At 42.0% G+C, this 5,430-nt stretch carries 8 protein-coding genes; 7 read left to right on the top strand and 1 reads right to left on the bottom strand.

What is annotated here, in order from left to right; genetic code table 11:
• Positions 1 to 205 precede the first annotated feature (205 nt).
• Entirely contained in the window at positions 206 to 1,573 is a 1,368-nt protein-coding gene (locus PSE7429_RS21050; RefSeq protein WP_009629386.1) for a class I SAM-dependent DNA methyltransferase, read from the top strand.
• Between the two features lie 188 nt (positions 1,574 to 1,761).
• On the opposite strand, the gene PSE7429_RS21045 is transcribed toward PSE7429_RS21050, so the two are convergent.
• A complete protein-coding gene (locus PSE7429_RS21045) occupies positions 1,762 to 1,965 on the bottom strand; it encodes a DUF433 domain-containing protein (protein ID WP_009629385.1) in 204 nt (67 codons plus the stop codon).
• Positions 1,966 to 2,066: 101 nt separating this feature from the next.
• Between PSE7429_RS21045 and PSE7429_RS21040 the strand changes: the two genes are divergently transcribed.
• From PSE7429_RS21040 to PSE7429_RS21015, 6 genes are all read left to right on the top strand, one after another.
• Positions 2,067 to 2,252, top strand: a complete 186-nt coding sequence (locus tag PSE7429_RS21040; RefSeq protein WP_009629384.1) for a hypothetical protein — start codon at positions 2,067 to 2,069, stop codon at positions 2,250 to 2,252.
• Entirely contained in the window at positions 2,239 to 2,571 is a 333-nt protein-coding gene (locus tag PSE7429_RS21035) for a DUF6883 domain-containing protein (RefSeq protein ID WP_009629383.1), read from the top strand. The genes PSE7429_RS21040 and PSE7429_RS21035 overlap by 14 nt, the downstream gene beginning before the upstream one ends.
• Before the next feature lie 6 nt (positions 2,572 to 2,577).
• Positions 2,578 to 2,823, top strand: coding sequence for a DUF4926 domain-containing protein (locus tag PSE7429_RS21030; protein ID WP_009629382.1), 246 nt, complete (start codon positions 2,578 to 2,580; stop codon positions 2,821 to 2,823).
• 9 nt (positions 2,824 to 2,832) lie between these two features.
• Entirely contained in the window at positions 2,833 to 4,527 is a 1,695-nt protein-coding gene (locus PSE7429_RS21025; RefSeq protein WP_009629381.1) for a restriction endonuclease subunit S, read from the top strand.
• Positions 4,528 to 4,724: 197 nt separating this feature from the next.
• Positions 4,725 to 4,904, top strand: a complete 180-nt coding sequence (locus PSE7429_RS21020) for a hypothetical protein (protein ID WP_009629380.1) — start codon at positions 4,725 to 4,727, stop codon at positions 4,902 to 4,904.
• A 41-nt stretch (positions 4,905 to 4,945) separates the two neighbouring features.
• On the top strand, positions 4,946 to 5,275 hold the full coding sequence (locus tag PSE7429_RS21015) for a hypothetical protein (RefSeq protein ID WP_009629379.1): 330 nt from the start codon (positions 4,946 to 4,948) through the stop codon (positions 5,273 to 5,275).
• Positions 5,276 to 5,430 lie beyond the last annotated feature (155 nt).

Below are 5,430 nucleotides of genomic sequence, written 5' to 3'. Positions count from 1 at the left end.
ATTCAAGACATCATGCGGAAGGATGCGGGTGTGGATCTTACTTTTCCTGTTATCTTTTATTCCAGCGTAACCGTCAATATTCCTACCGCCACAAGCCTTATTCTAGCGTTGCGTATTGTCATTAAGTGAAACTTATTGCAAATAGACTGGATTCTGAAAACCTTGCACAGAGAGGGTTTCAGAGATAACGGGAAAAGTAAGGGGTGTGGATGGGGACGCACAGCGCTTGAGTCAATTGGTGTGGATGATCTTTTTGAAGGTGTTTGATGCGCGAGAAGAAGAATTGGAACTGGATGACGATTATAAATCGCCAATTCCTGAAGCGCTGCGTTGGCGGACTTGGGCGATCGCTGAAGGTGGGATTACGGGCAGTGAATTATTAGATTTTATCGATCGCCAGTTGTTTCCGACCTTGAAGGGGTTAGTGGCGAAGGCGGATGAACGGGGGCGCATGGTGGGGCGCGTGTTTGAGGATGCCAATAACTATATGAAAAATGGCACGCTGATCCGTCAGGTGATCAATAAGCTGAATGCGATCGATTTTAATAAGCAGCAGGATCGGCATCAGTTTGGCGATATCTACGAAAAATTATTAAAGGATTTGCAGGGGGCAGGTAATGCGGGTGAATACTATACACCCCGTGCGGTGACGCAATTTATCGTGGATATGGTGAATCCCAAGTTGGGCGAGGTGGTGCTCGATCCTGCCTGTGGAACGGGTGGCTTTTTGACCTGTGCCTTGGAGCATTTGCGCCAGCAGTCGCAATCGGCGGAGGATGTGGTGACTTTGCGCGAGACGGTGCGCGGTGCGGAGAAAAAGCCTCTGCCCTATCATCTTTGCATTACCAATTTGATTTTGCATGATCTTGATTTGCCAAGATTAGAGCATGACAATACGCTATCCCGTCCGTTGTGTGATTACAGCAATCGCGATCGCGTAGATATCATCATCACTAATCCACCCTTTGGCGGCATGGAGGAGGATGGGATTGAGGGTAATTTCCCTACGGCATTGCGGACTCGCGAGACTGCGGATCTGTTTTTGGTGTTGATTATGCATTTGCTCAAGGATGGCGGACGCGGGGCGGTGGTGCTGCCCGATGGCACGCTCTTTGGTGAGGGTGTGAAGACAAGGATTAAGGAGAAGTTGCTGGAGGATTGCAATTTACATACGATTGTGCGCTTGCCGAATGGGGTATTTAATCCCTATACGGGCATTAAGACAAATTTGCTATTTTTTACCAAAGGTGAGCCGACTCAGGAAATTTGGTATTATGAGCATCCCTATCCGTTGGGTGTGAAGTCCTATAACAAAACGAAGCCGATTCATATTAGTGAGTTCGATCGCGAAAAGTCTTGGTGGGGCGATCGCGTGGAAAATGAGCTAGCTTGGCGAGTGAGCATTGATGAGATTCGGGCAAATAATTACAATCTCGATATCAAGAATCCCCATGAGGCGGAGGTCAATCATGTGGATTTTGAGGATCTGTTAGCGGATTATGCGTCGTTGATGGCGGGTTTGAGTGAGACGAGAAATGCGTTGAAGCAGGAGCTTATGGAGTCATTAAGTTAGATAAAATCCTGTAGGGGCAAAGCATTCCCGCAGAAATTGATAAATTCTAAGATGATTTTAATTTGGGAATGCTTTGCCCAAATCTCACAACGCAGGGACAAATTATTGATTAAAGCGAAGAGGGTTTAGCATTTGCGGATCGAGTTTGGGGTGAGGAGTTTAGGCATGGTGGCGCAAATGCTAAACCCCTACCTTGGGTCAGGGTTGTATAAAAGACTTGCTTTAATGTCTTCTACCTCAAGATCGGGATATTCGTTTAAGATTTCCATTGTTGTTAACCCATTAGCAATTAGGCTGAGAACTAGTGAAACTGTAATTCGCATTCCTCGAATACAGGCTCTACCGCCCATGATCTGTGAGTTGAAGGTAATCCGATCGCTGAACTTTTGCATGACTTTAGCTGGTTAGCAATTTGTAAAGTTTGCTAATGATAAAATAGCATTTTAATCAGGACACTGTATTTAGGATTTTATGACAGTAGGTTAGCGCAATTATGGGAAATGTTGATTCGCTGGAAAAGCTTGATGCAATGTTGTTAGAGGGGCTAGATAGTGGCAAATTGGTGGAGATGACCGATGAGTTATGGGAGCAGATGCGATCGCGACTTGTACAAAGGTTGCAGGGCAAAACTATTCAGAAATTTGTAAACGAAGTAAGCGATACTAATGAAGCTACCTAACGGTGATAGAGCAGAACTTGGAGACAAACTTGAACGGTACTCTCTCAACTATGAGCATTCAAAGGGTAAGCATAAAGCTCTACTATTTGAGAAACGTCTTGGTATTAATTTAGCTAATAAGGAGATTTTAGAACAAGCTTTACTAGAGGCTGCTATTGAGGGTGAAGCGGAACTGTATAAGATTGATCAATATGGTTCTCATTATGATTTAGCCTTTTCTATGTATACCGATGTTGGCGAGTCTCTTGTCTTAAGCTGTTGGATTGTCAAGGTTACTGAAGATTTTCCTCGCCTTACTAATACTTATCCTATTGATTAGCTAACTATGAATAATGAAATTCAAGAATATGATTTGGTGGCTTTGACGGAGGATGCGATCGCTGTGCATAAGGTGACACATCAGCCGATTGTGTTGCGTCGAGGTCAGATGGGGACGGTGTTGATGGCATTTGACCAAAGGGCTTTTTTGATCGATTTTACTGATAGGCTAGGTAATACTTTTGCGATGGAAACTATCGAATCAGCAAAGCTTTTGCGCTTGATTAGTGAGCCAGAGTTAGCCCATGTTTAGAGATTACTGATGACTGTTGCTGATACTTTTTTTAAACAATTTGAGATTCTTGCGGATGCGCCTAATGCTGTGCCGAGGTTGCGTGAGTTGATTTTGCAGTTGGCTGTGCGCGGTAAGCTTGTCTCTCAAGATCCAAATGATGAACCTGCTTCTGTTTTGCTAGAGAAGATTAGAAAAGAAAAAGGAGATCTCGTTAAATCTAAAGTTGTTTCCAAAGCAAAAGAAGTATTAAATATTGACGAATCAGAGCTTTTTTATGACATCCCTTATAATTGGGAATGGGTTCGATTAGCTGAAGTTGGACATGATTGGGGACAAAAGAAACCAGATAGAGAATTTACATATATTGATGTTTCTGGAATCAATAAAGAGCAAGGTATTGTATCTGATGAAGTCAATGTTTTAGAAGCAAGCCAAGCTCCGTCACGGGCTAGAAAACTGGTAAAACTAGGTACTGTTATTTATGCGACTGTTAGACCTTATCTTCTAAATATTGCAATTATTAGCAAAGAATTTTCACCCGAACCGATTGTAAGTACTGCTTTTGCTGTTATTCATCCATTTTCAGGTGTTTACAATAAATACTTGTATTACTATTTGCGAAGTCAACCTTTTATCGATTTTGTTGCTTCTCAAATGAAAGGTATGGCTTATCCTGCAATTAATGATGGACAGCTATATCAAGGTTTAGTTCCACTTCCTCCGCTTAATGAACAGAAGAGGATTGTGGAGAAGGTTGATAAATTGATGGAATGGTGCGATCGCTTAGAAAAGCAACAGCAACAACGCCGCGAAACCTGCATAAACCTCAATCGTATCGCCTTAACCCAACTAACCACCGCAAAAACTACTGACGAATTTAGCGATCGCTGGCAAAAAGTCCACGACAATTTCGACCTGCTCTACAGTCTCCCCGAAAATGTCTCCCAACTCCGCCAAACAATTCTCCAATTAGCCGTAATGGGCAAACTCGTCAAACAAGATCCCAACGACGAAACAGCTTCTATTTTGCTAGCACGAACAAGAGAATACCTAGCAAAATTAAAAGATGGCAAAATCAAAAGGAATCAAGATCTTCCAACTATTTCACAAGACGATGCGTTTTTTGATTTACCAAAAGGCTGGCAATGGGCAAGATTTCCAGAACTAGGTGAATTTGGGCGTGGCAAATCAAAACACAGACCTCGTAATGATCCTAAGTTATATGAGGGTGGGTGTTATCCTTTAGTTCAAACAGGTGATGTAGCCCGTGCAAATAGAATTATTGAAACTTATTCCAGTCTGTATAACGAAGTAGGATTAGCTCAAAGTCGTATATGGAAAAAAGGAACTCTTCTAATCACGATTGCTGCAAACATTGCAGATACAGCCGTATTAGGATTTGATGCTTGTATTCCTGATAGTGTTGTTGGCTTTGTTCCTGCACCCGATATCCGTATCGAGATATTTGCTTATTTCATGAAGATAGCGAAAGAATATTTGGAAAAACTTGCTCCATCAACAGCACAGAAAAATATAAATCTTGCAATTTTAGAAAAACTATTAATTCCTATTCCTCCATTCAACGAACAAAAACGCATAGTTGCGAAAGTTGAGGAAATGATGAGACTTTGTGATGGATTGGAAGCAAAGCTCAAGGATGCAGAAACAAATCGGCAAAAACTACTAGAATCAGGCATCCGTCAAGTCTTGAGCCAAATTTGAAACCAGCTAGACTGACTAGAATCTATTTAAGAATTACTTTCGAGTACTCAAAATTCTAAGAGATCCCCCTCAATCCCCCTTAAAAAGGGGGAAGAATTGATTCTCCCCCCTTTTTAAGGGGGGCTGGGGGGGATCTAGACAATTCTTAAATGGGTTCTTAGATATAATCTTTATAAGCTCATTACAAGCACAAGCAAATGACTTGGACAGATGAAAAGCTCGATAGCTTTGCCAAAAAAGTAGACACTTTAATTGATGGCATGAATCGACAAAGCGATCGCATCTCCGCAACAGTTGAACTTCAAGTGATCGTAGCAGCCCAACAAGCCGAAAGTATCCGACTACTCATAGGAATGCTTAACCGCAAACAAGCCTAAATTTTTACCTTTTACTACGTTATCCGCAAAGGGAAATCAAAATGACATCAGAAATTACCAACAAACTAAGCCAAATCGAGACAGCTTTACTATCCTTAGCTCAGTCCGTACAAACTCTCACCGAAGAATCTCAATCCTTAAGGCAAGAATTACGCTCCACCAATAGCAATATTAATAACCTCGTAGAGCATCTTTACGCTCGTCGCGATGTCGTCGCCAATGACGTAGTAGATATTAAAGACGAAATTTATCAAATCAAAGAAGTAACTAAACAACAAAACTCCACCGCAGAACGCTACGCCATCTCAGCCCAAACCCAAGCCGAAAGCATCCGACTACTCATCGACATGCTCAACCGCAAACAAGCCTAAAAAAGATTATAGAAGTTACGCATTGACAAAAGGGAGAAAATAGGCATTGAGTTAGCCAGCAATAGCCATAGCAAAAATGAGGGAAATCAGCAAACCATCAACGGCAAAATGTGACTTGAACAAGTACATCTTGTTTTTACTGTCAGAACCAAAAC

This window comes from Pseudanabaena biceps PCC 7429 (assembly GCF_000332215.1).
In the GTDB taxonomy this organism is placed as follows: domain Bacteria; phylum Cyanobacteriota; class Cyanobacteriia; order Pseudanabaenales; family Pseudanabaenaceae; genus Pseudanabaena; species Pseudanabaena biceps.
This window is presented reverse-complemented; position numbering and strand designations above follow the sequence as displayed.